17 protein-coding genes are annotated in these 21,940 nt (G+C 63.5%); 14 read left to right on the top strand and 3 right to left on the bottom strand.

What is annotated here, in order from left to right; genetic code table 11:
• From PAN31117_RS04780 to PAN31117_RS04745, 9 genes are all read left to right on the top strand, one after another.
• On the top strand, window positions 1-1,371 hold the full coding sequence (locus PAN31117_RS04780; RefSeq protein ID WP_150737194.1) for a TadA family conjugal transfer-associated ATPase: 1,371 nt from the start codon (window positions 1-3) through the stop codon (window positions 1,369-1,371).
• The gene (locus PAN31117_RS04775; protein WP_150737193.1) at window positions 1,368-2,291 is read left to right on the top strand and encodes a type II secretion system F family protein; all 924 of its coding nucleotides are present in this window, start codon (window positions 1,368-1,370) and stop codon (window positions 2,289-2,291) included. The genes PAN31117_RS04780 and PAN31117_RS04775 overlap by 4 nt, the downstream gene beginning before the upstream one ends.
• A 19-nt stretch (window positions 2,292-2,310) precedes the next feature.
• On the top strand, window positions 2,311-3,342 hold the full coding sequence (locus tag PAN31117_RS04770) for a type II secretion system F family protein (RefSeq protein WP_150737192.1): 1,032 nt from the start codon (window positions 2,311-2,313) through the stop codon (window positions 3,340-3,342).
• 2 nt (window positions 3,343-3,344) lie between these two features.
• Complete coding sequence (locus PAN31117_RS27030) at window positions 3,345-4,433, top strand: tetratricopeptide repeat protein (protein WP_174990829.1); 1,089 nt, start codon at window positions 3,345-3,347, stop codon at window positions 4,431-4,433.
• A 34-nt stretch (window positions 4,434-4,467) separates the two neighbouring features.
• The gene (locus PAN31117_RS04765; RefSeq protein WP_174990828.1) at window positions 4,468-5,049 is read left to right on the top strand and encodes a DUF3613 domain-containing protein; all 582 of its coding nucleotides are present in this window, start codon (window positions 4,468-4,470) and stop codon (window positions 5,047-5,049) included.
• A gap of 63 nt (window positions 5,050-5,112) precedes the next feature.
• Window positions 5,113-7,161 carry a pilus assembly protein TadG-related protein gene (locus PAN31117_RS04760; protein ID WP_174990827.1) on the top strand — a complete coding sequence of 683 codons (2,049 nt, stop codon included), beginning with the start codon at window positions 5,113-5,115 and terminating at the stop codon, window positions 7,159-7,161.
• Between the two features lie 104 nt (window positions 7,162-7,265).
• Window positions 7,266-8,672: a sigma 54-interacting transcriptional regulator gene (locus PAN31117_RS04755; protein ID WP_150737189.1), complete on the top strand. Its 1,407-nt coding sequence runs from the start codon at window positions 7,266-7,268 to the stop codon at window positions 8,670-8,672.
• Between the two features lie 325 nt (window positions 8,673-8,997).
• The gene (locus PAN31117_RS04750) at window positions 8,998-9,723 is read left to right on the top strand and encodes a DUF2968 domain-containing protein (RefSeq protein WP_150737188.1); all 726 of its coding nucleotides are present in this window, start codon (window positions 8,998-9,000) and stop codon (window positions 9,721-9,723) included.
• Window positions 9,724-10,168: 445 nt separating this feature from the next.
• The gene (locus tag PAN31117_RS04745; RefSeq protein ID WP_150737187.1) at window positions 10,169-12,061 is read left to right on the top strand and encodes a potassium transporter Kup; all 1,893 of its coding nucleotides are present in this window, start codon (window positions 10,169-10,171) and stop codon (window positions 12,059-12,061) included.
• Window positions 12,062-12,138: 77 nt separating this feature from the next.
• Here PAN31117_RS04745 and PAN31117_RS04740 read toward each other — a convergent pair whose 3' ends face one another.
• Window positions 12,139-14,493: a Tex family protein gene (locus tag PAN31117_RS04740; protein ID WP_150737186.1), complete on the bottom strand. Its 2,355-nt coding sequence runs from the start codon at window positions 14,491-14,493 to the stop codon at window positions 12,139-12,141.
• Window positions 14,494-14,580: 87 nt separating this feature from the next.
• Here PAN31117_RS04740 and PAN31117_RS04735 point away from each other — a divergent pair, with 87 nt between their 5' ends.
• From PAN31117_RS04735 to PAN31117_RS04725, 3 genes are all read left to right on the top strand, one after another.
• Window positions 14,581-15,513, top strand: a complete 933-nt coding sequence (locus PAN31117_RS04735) for a hypothetical protein (RefSeq protein WP_150737185.1) — start codon at window positions 14,581-14,583, stop codon at window positions 15,511-15,513.
• A 108-nt stretch (window positions 15,514-15,621) separates the two neighbouring features.
• Complete coding sequence (locus PAN31117_RS04730) at window positions 15,622-15,825, top strand: YdcH family protein (RefSeq protein WP_039397848.1); 204 nt, start codon at window positions 15,622-15,624, stop codon at window positions 15,823-15,825.
• Window positions 15,826-15,965: 140 nt separating this feature from the next.
• Window positions 15,966-18,197: an ATP-dependent DNA helicase gene (locus tag PAN31117_RS04725; RefSeq protein WP_150737184.1), complete on the top strand. Its 2,232-nt coding sequence runs from the start codon at window positions 15,966-15,968 to the stop codon at window positions 18,195-18,197.
• A gap of 85 nt (window positions 18,198-18,282) precedes the next feature.
• On the opposite strand, the gene PAN31117_RS04720 is transcribed toward PAN31117_RS04725, so the two are convergent.
• Both PAN31117_RS04720 and PAN31117_RS04715 read right to left on the bottom strand, forming a co-directional pair.
• Window positions 18,283-19,002 carry a glutamine amidotransferase gene (locus PAN31117_RS04720; RefSeq protein ID WP_246188913.1) on the bottom strand — a complete coding sequence of 240 codons (720 nt, stop codon included), beginning with the start codon at window positions 19,000-19,002 and terminating at the stop codon, window positions 18,283-18,285.
• Between the two features lie 96 nt (window positions 19,003-19,098).
• Window positions 19,099-19,926 (bottom strand): outer membrane protein assembly factor BamD, encoded by an 828-nt coding sequence (locus PAN31117_RS04715; protein WP_150737182.1) that lies wholly within the window; start codon window positions 19,924-19,926, stop codon window positions 19,099-19,101.
• A gap of 21 nt (window positions 19,927-19,947) precedes the next feature.
• Between PAN31117_RS04715 and PAN31117_RS04710 the strand changes: the two genes are divergently transcribed.
• Together PAN31117_RS04710 and pgeF are read left to right on the top strand one after the other, a co-directional pair.
• Window positions 19,948-21,108 carry an RluA family pseudouridine synthase gene (locus tag PAN31117_RS04710; protein WP_174990826.1) on the top strand — a complete coding sequence of 387 codons (1,161 nt, stop codon included), beginning with the start codon at window positions 19,948-19,950 and terminating at the stop codon, window positions 21,106-21,108.
• A gap of 34 nt (window positions 21,109-21,142) precedes the next feature.
• Window positions 21,143-21,940: a peptidoglycan editing factor PgeF gene (gene pgeF, locus PAN31117_RS04705; RefSeq protein ID WP_150737333.1), complete on the top strand. Its 798-nt coding sequence runs from the start codon at window positions 21,143-21,145 to the stop codon at window positions 21,938-21,940.

Below are 21,940 nucleotides of genomic sequence, written 5' to 3'. Positions count from 1 at the left end.
ATGACCGACTCCATCGAATTTGCCGACGACAAGCGCGCGTTTGCCAATTCACAGCAGTTTCAGGACATCAAGACCGCTGCGCACGAACATCTGCTCGCGCGCATCGAAGAACTCGGCGCCGAATTCGGGCGCTGGAGCCGTAGCGCGATCCAGCAGTTCGTCGATCTGGAAATGGACGGCTTCGTGCGTTTGCGCCGCATCCCGATCAACGAGGCGGAGCTGCGTCAGATCTCCGACGCGCTGACCAAGGAGCTGGCCGGCTTCGGTCCGATAGAGGATTTGCTGGCCGACGCGGCGGTGGAAGACATTCTGATCAACGGCTACAACGACGTGTACGTCTCGCGTCGCGGCGTGCTGGCGCGCGAAGCACTGCGTTTCTCGGACAACCAGCACCTGCTGCGCATCGTGCGTCGCATTCTTGCGCCCATCGGGCGGCGTCTGGACGAATCGAATCCGATGGTCGACGCGCGTCTGCCCGATGGCGGACGCCTGAACGTGGTGATCGAGCCGCTGGCCGTCGATGGCCCGGTCGTCTCGATTCGTAAGTTCCGCAAAGACCCGCTCAAGCCGTCGGATCTATTGCAACTTGGCAGCTTCAACGAAGAGATTTACAACCTGCTCGAAGCGGCGGTGCGCTCGCGTTGCAACATCCTCGTCTCGGGCGGCACGAGCTCGGGCAAGACGTCGCTGCTCAACGCGCTGGCGAGTTTTATCCCGGCGACCGAGCGCGTGGTGACGGTGGAAGATACGGCCGAACTCTCGCTGAACCACCCGCACGTGGTGCGGCTGGAGTCGCGTCAGGGCGGCTTCGACGGCTCCGGGGAAGTGACGATTCGCGACTTGATCCGAAACAGTCTGCGGATGCGTCCCGACCGGATTATCGTGGGCGAAGTGCGCGGCTCCGAAGTGCTGGAAATGATGCAGGCGATGAACACGGGCCACGAGGGCTCGATGGCGACGATTCACGCCAACTCGCCGCGCGAATGTCTCTATCGTCTGGAGATGCTGGCGGGCTTCGCCGGGTTTCAGGGCAGCGAGAGCAGCCTGCGCCGTCAGATCACGAGCGCGCTGGACTTCATCGTGCAGATCGGCCGTCTGTCGAGCGGACGCCGGCGGATTCTGTCGATTACCGAAGTGACCGGCGTGTCCGATACCGTCATCTCCACGCAGGAACTGTTCCGCCACGAGTCGGTGGTCGGTCCGGACGGCGAGGAAAAGGACAAGTGGGTCTCGCTCGGGCTTCAGCCGCATTCGCCCAAGCTCCAGCGCTACAAGGAGCAGACGCGCAATGCGGTCGCCGCCGCGCAGGCGCAGCAAGGCAATGTGCCGCCCGATTCGGGCGGCGGTGGCTTCTTCGGACGCCGTCGATGAACGCCCTCGTGCTGTGGGCCGCATGCATCGCACTGCTGCTGGTGGCAGCGGGGCTGGAGCTGTGGCGTCGCACACATCAGCGCGCACGCGAACAGGCGACCAGCGCCTTCCTTGAGCGTCAGCTGGCACAGAATGCGCCGAAGTTCGGGGCTACAGAGACCGGCGAAGTGCGCGCGCCGCGCCGCAAGTCGTTGCCGTGGGAGTTCTTCTTCGAGCGTGCGGGCGTGCAGCCCGATACGCCGTTCTATCTCATGCTGATCGTGCCCGGTCTCATGCTGACGCTGGGGTTCTGGGTGTGGCAGGGGCCACTCTCGGCCATTGTGATTCTGATCGTGTACGCGGTCGTCACGGTGCTGCGCTATTGGCTCAAGGCCGCGCGCCGACATCGCGACATCGTGCGTCAGTTGCCGATCTTTCTCGATGGCATGGTGCGCATGCTGACCGTCGGTAACAGCCTGCCCTCGGCGTTTCAGTCGGCCGCAGGCAACGCCGATTTGCCGCTGCGCGAGTTGCTGGAGCGGGCGGTGCGTCAGGTGCAGGCGGGCGTGGAGCTGGACGTCGCGCTCAAGCAGATTGCACGCGTTTATCAGGTGGATGAGATTTATCTGTTCGCGTCGGTCGTCGATCTGTCGACGCGTTTCGGCGGACGTGCCGACCAGATTCTGGCGCGCATGTCGGGCTTCATGCGCGATCGCGAGCAGGCGCAGGCCGAGTTGTTCGCGTTGTCGTCCGAGACGCGCATGTCGGCGTGGGTCCTCGCGGCGCTGCCGATTGTCGTCAGTGCGCTGCTCATGTTGCTGAATCCGAAGTTCTTTGAGCCGATGTTCCAGGAGCCGGCCGGCCAGAAACTGCTGGCCATCGGGCTGGGACTGGAGGTGTTCGGCGGTTTCGTGCTGTACCGGTTGGCCAAGTCGCTCTGAGCGCGAAGGACCCGCAGCCATGAACTTCTCATCGCTCTCGACTGACTCGCACACGTGGATGATGCTTGGCCTGCTGATGGTCGCGGCCGGGCTGTTGCTCGCGGCGTCGGCGATCTTGTTGCGCGCCGTGCGGCAAGGGCGCAGCGAACGGATGATCGATCAGGTGCTGGCAAGCCGTCAGCAACAGGCGCTCGCGGCATTGCGTGCCGCGACGGCGTCGGTGGGGTTAGGTGCCAATGGGGATGTGGATGCGCAGGCGTTGGGCGAGGGCAAACAGCGTGGCTGGCGCTCGCTGCTCGACCGTGCGGCCGCGCTTGGCAAGCAATGGTCTGAAACGCGTCTCGGGCAGAACCTGATCGCGGCGGAAGACCGCCTGCTACTCGCGCAATGCGGCTATGACAGCGTGCGCGCCAAGTCGCTATTCCTGTTCACACGCGTGGCGCTGGCGGTGGTGCTGCCGCTGATTGTCTGGTTGTGGTTTCCGGGCGGCGGCGGGCTCGGCACGATCCTGCGGCTGATCGGCGCAGCGGGGGCTGGATTGCTGGCACCGAAGTTCTATGTGCAGCGCAAGGCGGGACAACGTCGCCGCGATCTGGTGGACGAACTGCCGTTGCTCATCGACTTGTTGCGACTGCTGCAAGGCGTGGGGCTTTCGATGGACCAGAGCTTGTACGTGGTGGTGTCCGACTTCCGCGAAGTGTTGCCGATCCTGTCGAAGGAATTCGAGAACGCGAACCGTCAATATGCGTCGGGGCGCGGTCGCGAGGCGTCGATGGGACGGCTGCGCGAGGTGTACGACAACGACGATTTGCGCGCGCTGGTGAGGCTCATCGTGCAGGTCGAACAGCATGGCGGCGCAGTGCAGGAGCCGCTGCAACAATTCAGCGATCGCTTGCGCGAACAGCGCCGTCAGACGATGAAGGAGCGCATCGGCAAGCTTACGGTGAAGATGACGCTGGCCATGATGCTCACGCTGCTGCCCGCGCTGATGCTCGTGGTCGCAGGACCGGCGCTACTGTCGCTGACCAAATCCATGGAGGCCATGAATTGACCATGCCAATCCAGACGCCATTCCTTGCACGTGAGCATACGCGCCATGCCGGTGCGATCGCTGCGTCAACTGTGGCCGTTGTGCTGAGTGCTGCACTGCTGGCCGGATGCAGCAGCGGGCCGACGATGGGGGCTTACGGTGCGCCGTCGGCCGCCGCCCTGATGCAGGCGCAGCAGAACGACGAAGAAAAGGCGAAGCTTGCGAAGCCCGACACGCGCGAGTTGTATCTGTCGATGATCCGTCAGGTGCAGGATCAGGGCTCGTACTTCGCCTCGCTCGCGCACATCGAACAATTCCGCATGCAGTTCGGCTCGGCGCCTGACGTCGACATTCTTCGTGCCGATGCCCTGCGCGAGACAGGGCAGCCCGACGCGGCGGAGCAGGCGTACCGCCAACTGCTGGGCAGCACCGAAGCCGCTGCCGCCTGGCACGGCCTGGGACTGGTGGCCGCACAGCGAAAGGATTACGCCGGAGCCACGCAGGCGCTGCGCGAGGCGGTGTCGCGTGCGCCGACGCAAGCGTTCTATCTCAGCGATCTTGGCTTCGCGCTGCTGCGTAACGGCGAGCCGTCTGCCGCGCGCGTGCCGCTGGCTCAAGCGGCCGAGTTGCAGCCCGACAGTAAAAAAGTGCTCAGCAATCTGGCGGTGTATCTGCTCGTGACCGGCGATCGCTCGCGCGCCGACGCGATGATGACGAACGCCAAGATGCCGCCGTCCACGCGTGAAGCCATCGACAAGCTGGCCGCCGATATTCGAGCGCAGACCAAGGCGCGCAAGCAGGCCGCAGACGCCGCTGCGGCACGAGTCGCAGCACAGGCGGCGGCAGCCATCGCACCGCAAGCCGCACCTGCCTTGGCAACGGCTTCGGCATCGACCGAATCTGCTGCATCGGCCCGCGCGAGCGCAAGCAGCGAGGGGCCGGTCGTGGTACGACTGCCGCAGGCGAATGCGCCGGAAGGTGTGCAGAACAAGGTGCAGTCGAAGCCATCTCAGGTCGCTTCGGCATCGGACGCCAAACTCGCGCGTGCCGGGGACGGACCGCGCAGCGACATGCCGACGTCGATGCTCGACCGGTTCGCGCATTCGCAGTAAGAACGAACGAAGCAACATCAGGGGAGACGTGAAGATGGCCATCCAGAAACTTCAGGGAACACCGGGCGTCCGTTCGCTTCGCGCGGCGCAGCTCGGGCTTGCCGTGTTCACGCTTTGGGCCGGTGCGGCCGCAGCGCAAAGCAATGCGCCTGTCACCGGCACGATGGGCGGCACAACTAGCGGGGCGGACTCGCGCGCCGTCGCTACGACGTCTGCCGCTCCGGTGGCTCAGTCAGCACCCGTAGCAACGAATGTGCAGCAGGCACCCGTTGCACAGAACGCGGCCGCGCCCTCGCAGCAGGCAGTGCGTATCCCGGCCGATGTCGTGCGCCGTACCTCACCGCCGGTCGTCGGTGCTCCGGCGCGCGACGGCATGCTCGGCGACGAGACCGAAGCGTTGCTCGCCGTGCAGTCGAACAACCTTGCTGCCGGTCCCGGTTTGCCGATGCTCGGGGCGACGGCCTCGCGCGCTTACCGTCGCTATCTGGAGAGCTTCAACTACGCAATTCCGGCGTTCTTCACCACGATGGTCCAGAGCGATAACGGCACGGGTGGTGGTGGCGGTAACGGCGGCGGCGCGGCACCGGCGGCAGCGGGGGCTGGCGCGAGCCAGTGATGTCTCATGACTCCGCGTGCGCGTGGGCACTCAACGAATGACACGACTCGTGCAAAGCGTACGGTGTGGTTTGCCGGACGCCAGCGCGGGTCGGTGCCGATCCTCGCCTTCATCTTCCTGACCGTCGTGCTGATTCTGGCGTTCTCCATCGACGCCGGTTTCGCCTTCATGAAGCGACGCGATTTGCAACGTGCCGCCGACATGGCGGCGCTCGCCGGAGCGCAAACGCTGCCCGGTTGCGCCAATACGACCTCTTACGACACCGTCGCGCGAGCGAACGTCGCGTCGAACCTCGGCAACAACGTCGCCAGTCTGACGATTGCCACGTCGTGCGGGATCTGGACGTCGCCAGCGGCGACGGCGACTACACCGGGGACGTTCGTCGCCGCGACGTCGGCCAATGCCGCGAGCGGCAACGCCGTCTCGGTGACGCTGACGCTCGGCGTGCCGTCGTTCTTCCAACTGGCTGGCACGCGTACGATCTCCGCCAACGCCATTGCACGCAAAGCACCTGCGGTGGTGACGTTCACGGTCGATTCGGGGCTGCTCGCGCTCAATGCGAATAATTCAGTCCTCGCGCCGTTGCTCAATTCCGTGGGGATCTCGCCGACGCTGTACGTGGGTGCGGCGCAGCAGCTCGTCGGCGTGAACATCACGCCCAAGGGACTGTTGCAGGCGCTCGGCGTGCCGGTGACAGGGGACGTGAGCGTGGCGTCGTTGTCCGGGGTGGCCGCAGTGAAGAACCTCACCGTCGGTACGCTGCTGAGTGCGACGAATACGGCACTCGCCACGCAGAACGGTGCGTTGTCGGCCTCCGTCACGGCGATGAACAACCTCATCAACGTGTTCGCCAACAGCCCGGTACTCAACCTGCCGATCAACCTGCTTGGCACTGCGACGACGCCGGGCATCATCGCCAACATCGATGCTGCGGGTGTCAGTGCGGCGAATGCGCTGAATGCCAATGTGGGTATTTCCGATCTGATTACGGCGGCCATCGTCGGCGGGACCGGGAACAATGCCGTCGCGATCCCGTCGCTCAATATCCTCGGCGGGACAGTGTCGGTGGTCGCGCGGGTGATCTCGCCGCCACAGATCGGCATCGGCGGTGTCGGCGCGACGGCGACGAACGCGCAGGTAAGGTTGTTTTTGACGGTCAATTCGGCCGCGTCCAGCGCCGGTCCGCTTGCCGGGATTCTCAGTGCAGTGGGCACGCAATTGAACCTGCCGCTTGTGCTGGAAGTCGCGCAGTCGACGGCGACCGTTACGGCGCTGCAATGCGGAGCGACGCCATCGACCACATTGCAGGTCAACTCGGGACTGGTGAACGTCTGCGTGGGTGCGGCGGCCAGCGGCGTGAACGTTCAGACCAACCCGGCGAGCTGCACCACGCTCATGACGCAACGCACGAACATCGCAACGTTGCTCGGAATCATCAACGTCGGGGCGAACGTCAACCTCTCGCTCGTGACCAATTCGCCCACGCCGATCACTTTCACGGGGCCGTTCCCACAAAAGGTCGGGCCGATCGGATCGAGCGTGAATCTGAGTCAAATCGTGACGGCGCTGCTCACGGGCTTGTCACTTGACGTGAGTGCGGGTGGTGGCACATCGTCATCCGGGACCGTTGCTGGCGGGCTGGTCAACAACGTGCCGTCGGCGCAGTCCGCCGTGGCGATCTCCACCGTCAATTCGTTTCTCAGCACGGCGGCCAACGGACTGAATCAAACAGCCAACGCACTGGGTACCACTCTCGGTGGCGTGGTCTCGCTCAATCTGCCGCAGGTGCTCGGGGGCGTAGGAGGTTTGGTGACCGGGTTGGTCAACACCCTCGGCGGGATTGTGACCGGACTGCTGGGTGGGGTCTCTGACTTGCTTTGCACCTTGGGTGGCACGCAGTGCCGTATCAACGCCGTATCGGCATCTCTCAGCACGTCCAACATTTCACCCGTCCTCGGCAGCGTGCTCTACACCTTGCTAAACCCGCTGCTCACGCCGCTCAGCAACGTGCTGAACACACTGCTGTCGTCGTTAGGTATCACGCTGGGCATGACGACGGTGACGGTCGACAGTATCAATTGTCAGAACGGGCTGGTACAGCTCGTGTATTAGCGAACCTATCGGAACATCCCGCGACGCCCGAACCGGAGCCGGGACGGCGCACTGAACTTCACCATGACGAACGCCGGGGGGCGTTCGCCAACGAGCGGACCAGCATGAAAAGCAAGCCAGTACGTGAAGATCTCGACGTCTACGTGTGGGAAGGCAAGTCGGACATTGCCGACCGCGTGTCGCATTGCCTCGCAAGCTTCGACATGGAAGTGATTCGTGCAGACGGCATTGACCTGTCGCGCGAACGCACGCGTGCGCGACCGTCCATCGCCGTGGTCAGCGTGTCGGTGATCGAAGGCGCGTCGACCAACGCGAACGAATGGCAACTCGGTCATGGCATGCCGGTGATCTGGGTGGCCACGACGCCGCGCGAGAACGACCGCAGCGTTTTCCCGCCCGAGTACAGCAACATCCTCACGCTCGACTTCTCCGGCGCGGAACTGCGCACGCTCATCTTCAAACTCTCCGGTGCGATTGCGGAGGCCGACCGCGCGCCCGTACCGTCCGACCCGCTCGTCGCCCAGTCGAGTGCGATGCTCGGCCTGCTTGCCGAAGTGGACGCCTTCGCCGACTGCGATTCGAACGTGCTGATTCATGGCGAGACCGGGGTCGGTAAAGAGCGGATTGCGCGTCTGCTGCACGACAAGCAGAGCCACTACGGACAGGGGCCGTTCGTTGCCGTGAACTGCGGTGCGATTCCGGATGGGCTGTTCGAGTCGCACTTCTTCGGACACGCCAAAGGGGCGTTCACCGGGGCGTTGTACTCGCACAAGGGGTACTTCGAGCAAGCTAACGACGGCACGCTGTTTCTCGACGAAATCGGCGATCTGCCGCTGTATCAGCAGGTCAAGCTGCTGCGGGTGCTGGAGGATAGTGCGGTGACGCGTCTGGGCTCGGCGCAGCCGGTGAAGCTCGACTTCCGGCTGGTGGCGGCGACGAACAAGAACCTGAAGTCGATGGTGCGCGACGAGTTGTTCCGCGCCGACTTGTTCTATCGTCTCGCCGTGATCGAGTTGCACATCCCCAGTCTCGAAGAGCGCGGACCGGTCGACAAGCTGGCTGTCTTCACGGCATATCTCGGCAAGGTGGTCGGCGACAGCGAAGTCGGCGCGCAGGTGCCGCCGTGGCTGCGCGAACTGGTCGAAGGCGGCGTGTTTCCCGGCAACGTCCGCGAAATGCGTAATATCGCCGAGCGTGTCGGCATCATCTACCGGCAACTCGGTGGCTGGGACGAGCGGCGGATCCGTCCGATCTTTGATGCACTGTCGATGGGTGCCACCGGGGCGGTGCCGCGCGCCGACGATCCTGCTCGCAGCGGGGCACTGGCCGACCGCGCACGTTGGGACGCCACCGAGCGCGCGCGTATCGTCGCGGCGCTCGACGCCAACGGATGGCGGCGTCAGGACACGGCAAACGCGCTGGGTATCAGCCGCAAGGTGTTGTGGGAGAAGATGCGCAAATATCAGATCGTCGGCAATGACTCGGAGCTGGCGAGCGAATATGAGGGATAGGCATGGCCCCGCGCGCTGCGTGAGGGAATGCCTCAATCGCACCTTGAATGACAGGATTTTTCTGACAAAAGGTTTCTTCCGACCGGAAGTCTCGCGCCCCTTCAGTTGCGCGGTATCAACAGATGAAATCGCGGGGGCACAATAACGCATTCCCTGCTTGGAAGAGCGCGCCTCAATGGATAGAATTGTCGGCTATTGCGGGCATGCGGTTATCATTCCACAAACACGCAGGTCTCAGATCCTCGGGACGGAGTCCGGGGTGGCGAATGAATGCGACGAATAAGGGCCGTAAAACGGTCCGGTCGATAACAGGAAAACAGATCAGATGAAAATCAGTGATTGCCGGGGGCGGTTGTGGTTGGGCGTGGGGGTGGCATGCCTGGCAGCCTGGGGAACGTCAGCGATGGCTGCCGATGCGGTGCGCGACGTAACGGGCGCAACGCCTGCACAACTGGCAGCTCCGGCAGTGCCTGCGCAATCGGCTACGGCACCCGGCGCAGCCTCGGGCACGATTCAGGAACTGCGCGATCGCATCCAGAACAAGGAAGTGACCGAACTGCGCACGACGTATAACGGTCGCTACGGCGCGAGCCTGTTGTTCTACCCGCAGACGCTGGGCTACTACGTCGCTCTGTTCCATGAAGGCCAGTTCTGGCGCGTGGTCAAGGTGAGCAACGAGAAGAAGGCCGAATCGCTGTACGCCGACTTCGTTCATCAGACGCAGGTGCTGGCCGACGTCGAAATCAACCGCATCAAGCTCGAAGCGCAGAAGGCGATGATCGAGCGTCAGCTGGCCGAGAGCGAAACCCGCCTGAACGCCGTGCAGAACGATCTCAGCATCCAGCGTCAGCAGGAACAGGCACTGGCGCAGAATCAGCAGGCCGTGCGTGAGCAGGCCGCCGCGCTGGAAACTGAACGTAGCGCCGCACGCATCCGCCTGACGGACGTTCAGGGCCAGATCCGCTCGCTTGAGGCGCAGCAGAACACGGTCGACTCGGAACTCGTGCGCTCGGTGAAGGGCTCGACCAAGAAGACTACGCGTCGTCGCTGATCGATGCCGCACCCGCGATTCTCTGGAGGATGTCTCCGGCGTTTCGGGATATGAGAAAGCCGCCTTCGGGCGGCTTTTTTCATGGGCGTGTCAAACGCCGGGTGCCATGCTGTCGGAGGCGGGGGGCGGGCGTCAAAGCGGATGCGCAGGCGGTTCGCTACACGCAATTGCCGGGGCTGTCGACACACGAATCGCGCATGTCTGGCATATGTCGCGCATTTGCAACTCGAAAAGCGGTGCCGCACCGGCGATCCTACGTGCGCTCATGTCGGGCAAAACCCTTGCTGCGCGGGACTGGTCACGGCGCGCGGCTCGTCATATCCTAGCGAAGCATGTCATGTAACAGGTCCGGCGCTCAGCATCTGCCCGGACTGGCGAGGGAACTGGCGCCCAGTTAGAATAGCGCCCATTTTGTGCAGCGCAATAAAGCGATTACCCAAACCTTATGACGCAAAACATTCGACACGGGCAGCGCCCTCAGGCCATGCCCGCGCTCATGGTGGCGGCCATCGGCGTGGTCTTCGGCGATATCGGCACCAGCCCGCTCTATGCGCTCAAGGAATGTTTCGATCCGCAGCACGGCATTCCGTTTAATCAGCAAGCCGTGTTCGGCATCATCTCGCTGCTGTTCTGGGCGCTGGTGATCGTCGTTTCCCTGAAGTATGTGTTGTTCGTGATGCGCGCCGACAACCGGGGCGAAGGTGGCGTGCTGGCGCTCATGGCGCTCAGCCTGCGCAGCGTGCGGGCAGGCAGCCGGTGGGCTTCCGTCCTGATGATGCTGGGGATGTTCGGTGCCTGTATGTTCTACGGCGACGCGGTGATTACACCGGCCATCTCCGTGATGTCGGCGGTGGAAGGGTTGGAGATCGCAGCACCCTCACTGACGCGCTTCGTGCTGCCGATTACCATCGTCATCCTGATCATTCTGTTCTCGATGCAGAAGTCCGGGACTGCGAAGGTCGGCCGTCTGTTCGGCCCTGTCATGGTGGTCTGGTTTGTGATTCTCGGCGTGCTCGGCGTGTACAACATGGTGCTCGCGCCCGAGATCATCAAAGCGATCAATCCCTACTACGGCATCCATTTCATCCGCACGCACGCGCTGCAAGCGTACATCGTGCTTGGCTCGGTGTTCCTGGTGCTGACCGGTGCAGAAGCGCTGTATGCGGATATGGGCCACTTCGGCATCCGTCCGATTCGCTTCGCATGGTCGTTCCTCGTCTTCCCGGCGCTCACGCTGAACTACTTCGGTCAGGGCGCGTTGTTGCTGTCGAACCCGAAGGCCATAGAGAACCCGTTCTTCCTGCTCGCGCCGGACTGGGCGCTGCTGCCGCTGGTGATCGTGGCGACGGCCGCGACGGTGATCGCGTCGCAGGCCGTAATCTCGGGGGCGTTCTCGCTCACCAGTCAGGCGATTCAGCTCGGCTACGTGCCGCGCATGAAGATTCTGCACACGTCGGATCGAGAGATCGGTCAGATCTACATGCCGGTCATCAATTGGTCGCTGTTGCTGGTCATCATCTGGATCGTGCTGGCGTTCAAGTCGTCGAGCAATCTGGCGGCGGCGTACGGGATTGCCGTGACGACGACGATGGTCATTACGACGATTCTCGCCTGCGTTGTCATGGTCAAGGTCTGGAATTGGAACAAGTTCCTCGTGGCGCTCATCATCACAGGCTTCCTTGTCGTCGACTTCGCGTTCTTCGGTGCGAACCTGATCAAGGTCGAAGAGGGGGGATGGCTGCCGCTGGCGCTCGGCGCGTTCCTGTTCTTTATGCTGATGACGTGGCACAAGGGCCGTCAGTTGCTGCGTGAGCGTACGGCCGCCGACGGGATTCCGCTGGGCCCGTTCCTGCAAGGTCTGCTGGCGCACCCGCCGCATCGCGTGGCCGGCACCGCGATTTATCTGACGGGCGGCAACACGCTGGTCCCGGTGAGCTTGCTGCACAATCTGAAGCACAACCGCATCCTGCATGAGCGCACGATCTTCCTGACGTTCCGCACGCTAGACGTGCCCTACGCGGAAGACAGCAGTCGCATCGAGGTCAAGGACCACACTGGGGGGCTGTACAGCGTAGTCGCGACGTTCGGCTTCAACGAAACGCCGGACGTCAAGGAAGTGCTGCATCTGCTCGAAGAGAAGACGGACATGCACTTCGAGTTGATGGATACGTCGTTCTTCCTGGCGCGCGAGACGGTCGTCCCGACGAAGCTGCCGGGGATGTCGATCTGGCGCGAACGCCTGTTTGCCTGGATGCACCAGAACGCCGCCAAGCCGACGGACTTCTTCAGTATTCCCGCCAACCGCGTGGTTGAACTGGGGACGAAGATCGAGATTTGACGGTTAATCGACAGATCGGACGTAAAAAAGCCCGCTCGAATTGAGCGGGCTTTTTCTTTATGACGCTGACGTTGCGATCAGCGCTTGAGCTTGGCGAATGCGGCTGCCATGGCGTTGACCGATTCCGGCTCGCGCTGACGGCCACCGCCGCCATTGCCACCACGATGACCACCACCGCTGGCACCACGTCCACCCGAGCTACCCCCGCCGCTGCCCGGGCGATCGCTCGCACCGGCCACCGGCAGATCGTCGTTCAGACGCATGGTGAGCGAAATGCGTTGACGGCGCGGATCGACTTCGAGCACCTTGACCTTCACGATATCGCCAGCCTTCACGACTTCGTGCGGGTCCTTGATGAACTTCGTCGACATGGCGGAGACGTGAACCAGACCGTCCTGATGCACGCCGATATCGATAAACGCGCCGAAGGCGGCCACGTTCGTCACCACGCCTTCGAGCTGCATGCCCGGCTTCAGGTCGGTCAGCTTCTCGACGCCGTCCTGGAACGTCGCGGTCTTGAACTCAGGGCGCGGGTCGCGACCCGGCTTTTCGAGTTCGGTCAGAATGTCCTTGACCGTCGGCAGGCCGAAACGCTCATCGACGAATTCCGTCGGCGACACACTGCGCACGACCGAACCGTTGCCCATCACATCGCCAATGCTTTTCTTGATCTTGGCGAGAATGCGTTCGACGACCGGGTACGCTTCCGGGTGAACCGACGAACGATCCAACGGATTGTCGCCGCCGTTCACGCGCAGGAAGCCTGCGGCCTGCTCGAACGTCTTGTCGCCGAGACGCGGCACTTTTTTGAGCGCCTCGCGGTTGGCGAACGGGCCGTTGCTGTCGCGGAAGTCCACGATGTTCTTCGCGAGCGTGCTGTTCAGACCCGACACGCGGGCGAGCAGCGGGGCCGATGCCGTGTTGACGTCCACCCCCACGGCGTTCACGCAATCCTCGACGACGGCGTCCAGCATACGTGCCAGTTCGCGCTGGTTCACGTCGTGCTGATACTGGCCCACGCCGATGGCCTTCGGCTCGATCTTCACAAGTTCCGCCAGCGGATCTTGCAGACGGCGGGCAATCGAGACGGCACCGCGCAAAGACACGTCCAGTTCCGGGAATTCCTTCGCCGCGAATTCGGAGGCCGAGTACACCGAAGCGCCGGCTTCCGACACCACGATCTTTTGCAGCTTCAGCTCGGGATGGCGCTTGATCAGTTCCTGCGCGAGCTTGTCCGTCTCACGCGAGGCCGTGCCGTTGCCGATGCTGACGAGTTGCGCACCGGTCGCGGCGGCAATCTTCGACAGGCGTGCGAGCGAGCCGTCCCAGTCGCGGCGCGGTTCGTGCGGATAGATCGTGTCGGTGCCGAGCAGCTTGCCGGTCGCATCGACCACGGCTACCTTCACGCCGGTACGCAGACCCGGGTCCAGACCGATCACGCCCTTCGGACCGGCGGGCGCGGCGAGCAGCAGCGCCTTGAGGTTGCGGGCGAACACGCGAATGGCTTCGCTCTCGGCGCTCTCACGAATCTGCGTGAGCAGTTCCGATTCGAGGTGCGGCTGCACCTTCACGCGCCAGCTCCAGCGGCAGACGTCGCCCAGCCATTTGTCGGCTGCGCGGTTCTGCTGGCGAATGCCGAAATGACCGGCGATCACGCCTTCGCACGGATGCGGGACCTGCGCGTCGAGTTCTTCGCCAAGGCCCAGCTTGACCATCAGAATGCCGAGGTTGCGACCGCGGAAGAGGGCGAGTGCGCGGTGCGACGGGACCGCAGCGAGCGGTTCGGCGTAGTCGTAGTAATCGCGGAATTTCTCGCCTTCCTCGCTTTCCTTGCCTTCGACGACCTTCGACGACACCACGCCCTGATTCCACAGGTAGTCGCGCAGCTTGCCGAGGAGTTCGGCGGTTTCGCCGAACTGTTCCGACAGGATGTCGCGCGCGCCATCGAGGGCTGCCTTTACGTCGGCCACACCCTTCTCGGCGTCGACGAACTTGGCGGCTTCGACTTGCGGGTCGAGCGTCGGATCGGCGAGCAGGGCCTGCGCGAGGGGCTCGAGGCCGGCTTCACGGGCGATCTGCGCGCGGGTGCGGCGCTTTTGCTTGTACGGGAGGTAAAGGTCTTCGAGCGTCTGCTTCGTTTCCGCCGCCACGATGGCGGTGCGCAGTTCGTCGGTCAGCTTGCCTTGCTCTTCGATGCTCGCGAGTATCGCGCCTCGGCGGTCTTCCAGTTCGCGCAGATACAGCAGGCGCTCTTCCAGATTACGCAGTTGCGTGTCGTCGAGGTTATCGGTCACTTCCTTACGATAGCGAGCGATGAAGGGCACGGTGGCGCCTTCGTCCAGCAGTTGCACGGCGGCGGCGACCTGACGCGGCTGCACGTTAAGTTCGTCGGCAATGCGTTGAACGATCTGAAGGGCTACGTTTTGCGTCATGAGTGTTGCGAGTTACCCAAGTGCCAGGAGCGGGGCATTTTGCCATAAACCGCGGGCGCGTCCGGGCAGGCAATGCTAAAATTTGGCATGACTCCGCTCAACCTCATGATTTCCTTCGAAAAATTGTTTTCGCGACTGAATCTGCGCCAGGTTTCGCGCCGTCCCGCACGTGTATCGATCTCCGCCGTCGGGCTGTTCGGCATTATGACGGCCGCTGCCGTCATGCCGTTTGCCGCATCGGCGCAGCAGGGACTCTCGGCAGTCGAGGCGGCCGGGCGCACGACCGAACAGCTCCGGGTGCCCGTCAAGCCGTTCGATGCGACCGCAGACCGTATCCCGTCGTCGGCCAGCAAAGCCAGCGCGGCCGCCGCTGCCGCTGAGGACGACAAGCCCGTTCCCTATGACGATCAGCTGGATTTGCATCCGGCCGCCGACGATTTTAGCGGTCGTCGCGCCGTGCTCGATCGTCAGCGTGCATGGATCGATTACCGTTTCGAAGAAGCCAAGTACGAGTGCGCGTCGAAGTTCTTCGTGAACTATTGCATCGACAATGCCCGCGACGAGCAGCGCGAAGCGCTCAAGGCCGTTCGCAGTCAGCGTCTGGTGCTGGAAGATCAGGAGCGCCGCGCGCGGGCGCAGGAGCGTGACGAGCGTCTGGCGGAAAAGCGGGCGCAAACGGCCGCCGAAGCGCCGCAGCGCGCAGCGGAGCGAGCACAGAATGTCTCCGATTACGAAGCCAAGCAGGCCGAGTATCAGCAGCGGGTGACGGAGCGCACGGGGCAGGCGCCTGAGCGTGCGGCGAATGCCGAGACGTACAATGCCAAGCAGGCTGCGCAGCAGCAAAAGCTCGACGAGGCGAAGGCTTCGGCGGCGCAGAAGGCGGCCGAGCGCGAAGAGAACGTCCGTAAGTACAACCAGAAGCAGCAGGAAGCCATCGAGCGTCAGCAGAAGTCCGATGCCCGTCGCAACGAATCGCAATCGGGCAGCTCGCCTGCGCAAAAGGCGATTCAGGGGCAGTGAGCGACGTCGCTCGGATTGAGCGGGTTGGGTCGGTTGAGTCGGTCGAGGCGCTTAAGTCGATTAAGTCCGGAACCGGAATCACTTGAGAGTTGCAGGAGAGTCGCCACGATGCAGCAAGATCTTCACTCCGTTGGACGCCGCATCATCGAGTTGCAGATCGAACACCGCGATCTGGACTACCTGATCGACAAGTTGCTGACGGAGCCGACGTACGACGAACTTCAGGTCTCCCGGCTCAAGAAGCGCCGTCTGAAGATCAAAGACACGATCACCCTGCTGCAAGTGCAACAAACGCCGGATCAGCCCGCCTGAGCGGGACAATCCGCAGATCCGCGAGACGTCGGCAAGCATCGTCCGAATTTGTCCGAATCGTTTGCGCGGGTTTTTTTTCATTGCGGCGCCGCGAATCTCCATCAAGGGAATCGCGGCGCCTTCGAGTTTTCTGAGCCGTTTTGACCGATTCCGCCGCATCTAGCGATTCCTCCGATCTCTCCCGAAGCCCCGATAGTCCGGACGCCCCGACGTTCCACGGACTCAAGCCGCTCGCGCCCAAGCGCGAACGCGAGCTGGAGGAAATCTTCGGCGACGGCGGCATGCTCGCCCGCGCCATCGACGGCTACCGCTCGCGCGAGCCGCAGACCGAGATGGCACGCGCCGTGGCAGCCGCCATGGACACACACGACTCGCTGATCGCCGAAGCAGGCACCGGCACGGGCAAGACTTACGCTTACCTTGTGCCCGCGATGCTGTGGGGCGGCAAGACGATCATCTCGACCGGCACCAAGCATTTGCAGGATCAGATCTTCGCGCGCGACATCCCTACGGTGCGCAAAGCGCTCGCCGTGCCCGTGACCGTGGCCATGCTCAAGGGGCGTGCGAACTACCTCTGTCACTACTATCTGGAGCGCGCGCAGCAGGAAGGGCGCTTCGCGTCGCGTCACGAGGCGGCGCAACTGCGTGAAATCACCACGTTCGCGCAGATCACGCATAGTGGCGACAAGGCGGAACTGGCGTCCGTCCCTGAGAACGCGCCGATCTGGGCGCAGGTGACCTCCACCCGCGATAACTGCCTGGGTCAGGATTGCCCGCGTTACAAAGACTGTTTCGTGATGCAGGCACGCAAGGAAGCCCAGCAGGCTGACCTCGTCGTCGTCAATCACCACCTGTTCTTCGCGGACGTCATGCTGCGCGACACGGGCATGGCCGAACTGCTGCCCAGCGCGAACACCGTCATCTTCGACGAAGCCCATCAGTTGCCCGAGACAGCCACGCTCTTTTTCGGCGAGACGGTCTCGACCACGCAGTTGCTCGAACTGGCGCGCGATTGCGTAGCGGAAGGGCTGATTCATGCGCGCGACGCGGCCGATTGGGTCAAGCTCGGCGCGAGTCTCGAGCGCGCAGCGCGCGATGTGCGTCTGACGTTCGGTCAGGACAATGCGCGCATGTCCGTCACGCAATTGCCGGACGATCACGAACTGTTCGGCGCGCTCGAAAGCGTGGACCTCGCGCTGCAAGACCTGATCGAGACGCTTGAGCATCAGTCCGAACGTGCGGAAGCGTTGGGCGCGTGCTTGCGCCGTGCGCTGGAGTTGCACGAGCAACTGGAGCGCTGGCAGACGGGAGTGACGCCGCCTACGCCGGGTGAACAGCCGCTGCCATTGCTCGATCCCGATGCGCCGCGTGTGACCGACGGCAAGCGCGAGAAGGCGGCCAAGGCGCGCGAGGCGGAAGCCGCGCGGCTTGTTGCTGAAGCGAAGGCTGCGGACGACGGCGACGGAAAATCGGATAAGTCTGAAAAGACATACACACCGCCGGAAACTGTCCGCTGGATCGAAGTGTTTTCGCAGGCGGTGCAGTTGCATCAGACGCCGCTCTCGATTGCGCCGATTTTCGCGAAGCAGCGCGCCGGTGCACCGCGCGCGTGGATCTTCACGTCGGCCACGCTGTCGGTGAAGGGCAACTTCATGCACTACGCCGCGCAGCTTGGGTTGGATGCTGGCAAGTCGCTCACGCTGGCCAGTCCGTTCGATTATCAGAACCAGAGCCTGCTGTATGTGCCGCGCGGCTTGCCGCAGCCTTCCGCGCCGAACTTTACCGATGCTGTGCTCGACGCCGCGTTGCCTGTGCTCGAAGTAAGTGGCGGCCGGGCGTTCGTGCTGTGTACCACGCTGCGTGCGGTGAATCGTGCGGCGGAGCGTCTGCGCGAGGAGTTCGAACGTCGCGGTTGGCCTTACCCGTTGCTGGTGCAAGGCGAAGCCAGCCGGACCGAACTGCTTGACCGTTTCCGCGCGCTGGGTAACGCGGTGCTCATTGGCAGCCAGAGTTTTTGGGAAGGTGTGGACGTGCGGGGCGAGGCGCTCTCGCTCGTCATCATCGATAAGTTGCCGTTCGCGCCGCCTGACGACCCGGTGCTTGCTGCGCGTCTGGACGCGCTGACGAAGAAGGGGCTGAGTCCGTTCGCCGTCCATCAGTTGCCACAGGCGGTGATCACGCTGAAGCAGGGCGCGGGACGATTGATTCGCTCGGAGGCGGATCGCGGTGTATTGATGATTTGCGATCCGCGTCTGGTGGACAAGCCTTATGGGCGTCGGATCTGGCAGAGTCTGCCGCCGTTCAAGCGCACGCGGGAGCTGCCGATTGTGCGCGGTTTCTTCGACGAGATGGCGGCGGAGGCGGGAGGCTGACGTTTATCCGCCGCGTGTGGGACATGAAAAAGCCAGACGGTGATGCGTCTGGCTTTTTTGTGGCGGGAGGCGGGCCGCGCTTGCGTTAGCCGGGAAGGGCATCCAGCCATCGCCCGATGACAGCCGGCGCGACTTCCGCGAGGCGTGCGTGATGCACGCGTGCATCGTTGCGCAACGTAGTCGGGTCGATTTTGGCCGTACCGAGTTCGCAGGCGTGGCCGACGAGCCAGGACTCGATGCTGGCGGCGTCGGCTTCCAGATGAAATTGCAGACCGAGTGCGTGATCGCCCATCGCAAAGGCCTGATTTTCGCCAATCGCAGTGCGGGCCAGATGCGTCGCACCCGGCGGTATGTCGAACTGATCGCCATGCCAGTGCAGCACGCTGGCGTTGCCAAGGGCTGCGAGGGGGGACGATTGCCCGACTTCGGTCAGCGTCAGCGGCGCGTAACCGATTTCCTTCACGCCCAGCGGATAGACTTTCGCGCCCAGTGCGCGTGCCATCAATTGCGCGCCGAGACAAATACCTAGAATCGGTTTGCGCGCGCTCAGGCGCGCTCTCACCAGCGCAAGCTCGTTCGCGATAAACGGATGGATGACGTCATCGAAGGCTCCGATAGGTCCGCCAAGCACGACCAACATGTCGGGCGCGAGAACGTCGATGGCGCGAAGGTCCGCGAGCGGTGCGTCGACATAGTCGATGCGATAACCGCGTTGGGTGAAGTACGGGGCCAGGGTGCCGAGATCTTCGAAGTGCACGTGACGCAAGGCCAGCAGCGTCTTGTCAGGGGCGGGGGTGGTGCTCACAAAACGAACTCCTGTCGAGGGATCGTCATGACGACGGGAAATAAAAAGCCCCCGCATAGGCGAGGGCTTTTCAATGCATTCCAACCGACAACTGGCTTAGCGCCAGATCTGCCACCAGGATTTCTTGTCGCCCGGGTTGTTGTCGATGCGACGGCCGACCGTGAGGTAGCCGCTGTTCGGGTAAGTCTTTTCCATGACGCGGCGGGCGTCGTCACGCAGCTCGGTCATGCCGAGTTTGTCGTACGACTTGATCATGATGCCGAGGGCATCTTCCAGCGCCGGTGCCTGATCGTAGTCCTGCAGGGCGGTCTGCGCGCGGTTCACCGCGGCGAGATACGCGCCACGGCGATAGTAGTACTCGGCGGCGTGCACTTCGTGGGCGGCCATCGCGTTCACGGCGTAACGCATGCGCAGGGCGGCGTCGTTCGCGTACTTGCTCGTCGGGTAATGTTCGACCAGGTACTTGAAGCTGTCATACGCGGCGCGCAGCGCCTTCGGATCGCGTTCGCTTAGATCCTGACCCGAGAAACGGCCGAACAGACCGAGGTCGTCGTTGAAGTTGATCAGGCCCTTGAGGTAATAGGCGTAATCGATCGACGGGCTGTCCGGATGCAGACGAATGAAGCGGTCGACGGCGGTGAGCGCCTGAGCCGGCTCGTTATCCTTGTAATAGGAGTAGGCCGTGTTGATCTGCGCCTGTTGAGCGTGCGGGCCGAACGGGTCGCGCCCTTCGAGCAACTCATAGTACTTCGCGGCTTTTGTATAGTCGCCGCTGTCGAAGCTGTCCTTGGCTTCCGAGTATAATTTGTTCGTCGACCAGCCGGCCGTTTCGTCGACCTTCTCCGGCAGAATGCCACAGGCGGCCATGCTGCCGACCACAATCGCGGCCAGCGTCAGATGTTTGACAAGTTTCAGGGCTTGCATGCTCGTTGGCTTCACTTCTCGATGACCCGTTCAATAGTGCCGGATTATAGCGTAACCGCCTCATTTGCCACGGAAAATGCGGAGGATTCGTCCGACGACGATTTCGACTCGCTTCCGGGGGCTTTCTCAGACTCCATCGATAGCGCCTCTACAGACGCTACTTCTTCAACTTCTGCTTCACCCGACACGGCGTCTTCCGCCGCCCCGCTCGTCGCGACATTGCCCGACGCACTCGCGGGCGAGCGCCTCGACAAGGCGTTGGCGCAATGTTTCCCGGAATACTCCCGCAGTCGTCTTCAGGCCTGGGTCGAAGACGGCCGCGTCATGCTTGATGGCGAACCCGCCAAAGTCCGCCAGAAAGTGGCGGGCGGCGAAGCGGTTGTCATTACCCCCGCAGCGCTTCCAGAACAACTGGCGTTCGCGCCGGAGCCGGTGCCGCTCGACGCCGTCTATGAGGACGCAACGCTCGCCGTTTTCAATAAGCCCGCTGGCCTCGTCGTCCATCCGGCGGCAGGCAATTGGTCCGGTACTTTGCTCAACGGTCTGCTGCATCGTTATGGGCGGGCGGCTGCCGATCTGCCGCGTGCGGGCATCGTCCACCGGCTGGACAAGGAGACGTCCGGCCTGATGGTGGTCGCGCGCACGCTGGTCGCCCAGACCGATCTGGTCCGCCAGTTGCAGGCGCGCTCGGTCAAGCGGCATTACGCCGCGCTGGTCTGGGGACGTCCGCCGCAGCGCACGGTCGTGGACGCGCCGATCGGCCGCGATCCGCGCGAACGTACGCGTATGGCGATTGTGCAGGGACAGGGCGGTAAACCGGCGCGCACCCGGGTGGTAACCGTCGCCAGCGCAGAATGGGACGGGTCCCCGATTTCGCTGGTGCTTTGCTCGCTGGACACGGGGCGTACACACCAGATTCGCGTCCATCTTTCCCATCTTGGGCACTCGCTGCTGGGCGATCCGCTCTATAAGCCGCGTCACAAGCGTCCGGCGCTGCCGGGCGGCTTTGCGCGCCAGGCGTTGCACGCGTGGCGGCTGGGGCTGATCCATCCCGAGGATGATGCCGCCATGCACTGGCAAGCGCCGCTGCCGGACGATATGCGTGAACTGATGCGCGCGCTCGGCCTCGAATTCGACTTCACAACGCTCCCCGATTCGCTCGATGACTTCTTCCCTGCCTGAGCAAGACAGCAAGTTGGATACCGCGCAAGACACGATGCCTGCAGACTGGATCGTTCCCGACTGGCCAGCTCCGTCGAACGTTCGTGCCGTGTTTACGACGCGCGCGGGCGGTGTTAGCCAAGGGCCGCAGGCCACGTTCAACCTCGGTTACAAGGCGGACGACGATCCCGACGCCGTGCGCACGAATCGCGCCTTGCTGGCGACGAGAACGGGCGTCCCGTCGGCGTGGGTCGCGCAGGTTCACGGTCCGCGTGTGGTCGATGCGCAGGCAGCGTTCGATGCCGTGAACGCGGGCGAGCCGCTTCAGGCGGACGCCAGCGCGACCAACGTCATCGGACTTGCGAGCACGATCATGGTCGCGGACTGTCTGCCGGTGCTGCTATGCGACGCGCAAGGGCGCGCAGTGGCGGCGGCACATGCGGGCTGGCGCGGGCTTTGCGCCGGCGTCATCGAACAGACGGTGCAGGCGCTGCGCGCGCGGTTGCCGAAATCCTCGGCGAACGACGACATGCAGGTCATCGCATGGCTCGGCCCGTGCATCGGACCGCGCGCGTTCGAAGTGGGACCGGAGGTGCGCGAAGTCTTCCTCGACGCGGCTACGCCACAGGAGCGGGACGCGACGGCTGCGGCCTTCGTCCCCCACGGCGACCCGGATGTTGGCAAATCACTGGCGGATCTTTGTGCGCTGGCACGCTTGCGGCTCGCGCGCGAGGGCGTGACGAGCGTTTCCGGCGGAACGTGGTGCACCGTCGGCGATCCGGCACGTTTCTATTCCTATCGTCGCGACCGGACGACGGGACGCATGGCAGCGCTGGTCTGGCGCGTTAGCTGA

Source organism: Pandoraea anapnoica, assembly GCF_902459765.1.
Lineage (GTDB): Bacteria > Pseudomonadota > Gammaproteobacteria > Burkholderiales > Burkholderiaceae > Pandoraea > Pandoraea anapnoica.
The sequence above is the reverse complement of the archived record's forward strand: the minus strand, read 5'-3'. Positions and strand labels throughout refer to the sequence as shown.

Excerpts from the sequence above, each read along its gene's own strand:
- PAN31117_RS27030 (WP_174990829.1), top strand. The coding sequence starts at position 3,345 with ATGCCAATCCAGACGCCATTCCTTGCACGTGAGCATACGCGCCATGCC.
- PAN31117_RS04710 (WP_174990826.1), top strand. The coding sequence starts at position 19,948 with ATGACCCGTTCAATAGTGCCGGATTATAGCGTAACCGCCTCATTTGCC.
- PAN31117_RS04745 (WP_150737187.1), top strand. The coding sequence starts at position 10,169 with ATGACGCAAAACATTCGACACGGGCAGCGCCCTCAGGCCATGCCCGCG.
- PAN31117_RS04775 (WP_150737193.1), top strand. The coding sequence starts at position 1,368 with ATGAACGCCCTCGTGCTGTGGGCCGCATGCATCGCACTGCTGCTGGTG.
- PAN31117_RS04765 (WP_174990828.1), top strand. The coding sequence starts at position 4,468 with ATGGCCATCCAGAAACTTCAGGGAACACCGGGCGTCCGTTCGCTTCGC.
- PAN31117_RS04780 (WP_150737194.1), top strand. The coding sequence starts at position 1 with ATGACCGACTCCATCGAATTTGCCGACGACAAGCGCGCGTTTGCCAAT.
- PAN31117_RS04770 (WP_150737192.1), top strand. The coding sequence starts at position 2,311 with ATGAACTTCTCATCGCTCTCGACTGACTCGCACACGTGGATGATGCTT.
- PAN31117_RS04735 (WP_150737185.1), top strand. The coding sequence starts at position 14,581 with ATGACTCCGCTCAACCTCATGATTTCCTTCGAAAAATTGTTTTCGCGA.
- PAN31117_RS04755 (WP_150737189.1), top strand. The coding sequence starts at position 7,266 with ATGAAAAGCAAGCCAGTACGTGAAGATCTCGACGTCTACGTGTGGGAA.
- PAN31117_RS04715 (WP_150737182.1), bottom strand. The coding sequence starts at position 19,926 with ATGCAAGCCCTGAAACTTGTCAAACATCTGACGCTGGCCGCGATTGTG.
- PAN31117_RS04750 (WP_150737188.1), top strand. The coding sequence starts at position 8,998 with ATGAAAATCAGTGATTGCCGGGGGCGGTTGTGGTTGGGCGTGGGGGTG.
- PAN31117_RS04740 (WP_150737186.1), bottom strand. The coding sequence starts at position 14,493 with ATGACGCAAAACGTAGCCCTTCAGATCGTTCAACGCATTGCCGACGAA.
- pgeF (WP_150737333.1), top strand. The coding sequence starts at position 21,143 with ATGCCTGCAGACTGGATCGTTCCCGACTGGCCAGCTCCGTCGAACGTT.
- PAN31117_RS04730 (WP_039397848.1), top strand. The coding sequence starts at position 15,622 with ATGCAGCAAGATCTTCACTCCGTTGGACGCCGCATCATCGAGTTGCAG.